Below are 1490 nucleotides of genomic sequence, written 5' to 3' on the forward strand. Positions count from 1 at the left end.
GGGACGACGGTTATGACACGCTGTCCTGGATTTCGCAGCAGCCATGGTCGAATGGACGCGTGGGCACATATGGGTGCTCGGCGCTTGGTATCGCGCAGGTTTTGCTGGCGCAGTTGTGCCATCCAGCCCACCGATGCGCAATTGCGCAGGGATCGGGCGGCGCGAACGGCTCTGCCGGAGGGCGATATCGCAACGGGGATCTCCGTCTCGGCGGTGCGGTGGAGGTTGCCGCGTTTGTCCCCTGGTTCCACCAAACCGCAGCGAAGGACCGGTCCCGAGTGCAACCGAAAAGCGATGAGGAGTATCAGCGGGCTTTCGCGTCGCTGCCGCTCGTCAACATGCTTAAGAGCCTTGGGGGACCGCCGACTGACTGGGAGGACTGGGTCTCGCGTGACCCAGGCGATCCCTGGGGGGATCGGAATGGGATGCTTAGCGAGGACTCGACCATCGACGTCCCAGCCCTGTTCGTGAACTCGTGGTACGACGTGGGGGCTGCCGACGCGCTTCACCAGCAGCGCGTTTTTAGTGCTCGCGGATTGAGCCCGGCGGCACGCGATCACCAACATATCATTCTGTCGCCAGCCACGCATTGTGGCACCGAGAGTCTCAAAGCCCCGACGGTTATCGGCGAGCGCGAGCTGGGCGACGCGCGCCTGGATTGCTGGCAGATCTACCTGGACTGGTTCGACTGCTGGCTGAACGACAAGCCCGACCGGATCGAGGGAATGCCCCGCGTCCAGTACTACGTGATGGGTCGCAACGAGTGGCGTGCCGCGTCAGAATGGCCCCCTCTTGGTGTGGAACTGCAGCACTGGTTCCTCCGCAGCGGCGGGAATGCCGCGACCCGTCTAGGCGACGGGACTCTTGATGTAGAGCCTCCGAGTGCCGACGAGCCGGCTGACACGTTTACCTACGACCCTGGGGATCCGGCGCCGTTCTTGGGGATGGACGGCGGGAAGTCAAGTGGAACTACTATAGGACCCCGCGATTACCAGGACGTCCAGCTTCGTCCAGACGTCCTCTGCTTCACTTCACCGCCCCTCACAGAGGGCATGGAGGTTACCGGATTTGTCCGGGCGGTCCTCTTCGTCTCTTCTTCGGCCCCGGACACGGACTTCGTGGCCAGACTGTTGGACGTACATCCCGATGGCCGTGCGATTGACGTGGTGGACGGGATACTGCGCGTCCGCTATCGCGAGGGCTTTGATCGGGCTGTTTTCATGGAACCGAGCGTTATATGCAAAATCGAGATTGATCTCGACGCCACAAGTAATTGGTTTCCGGCCGGCCATCAAATTCGCCTGGAAATCACTAGTTCGGCCTTCCCGCGGTTCGACCGCAACCTGAATACGGGAGGTAACAACTGGGACGAAACTGAATGGGTAGTGGCTCGGAACACGATTCATCACTGCGAGCAGTTCCCCTCCCACGTACTGCTTCCTGTGATGACAGCGATGGGGTCCCATGCCGGCAAGGCGAATTTGAACAGC

1 protein-coding gene is annotated in these 1490 nt (G+C 61.4%); it reads left to right on the plus strand.

All coding sequences use genetic code 11. The features are described from left to right. Window positions 1-1490: CocE/NonD family hydrolase (locus FJV83_RS36265; protein WP_140671269.1), on the plus strand; the 1490-nt coding region annotated here is incomplete at both ends.

This window comes from Mesorhizobium sp. WSM4307 (genome assembly GCF_007003945.1).
Lineage (GTDB): Bacteria > Pseudomonadota > Alphaproteobacteria > Rhizobiales > Rhizobiaceae > Mesorhizobium.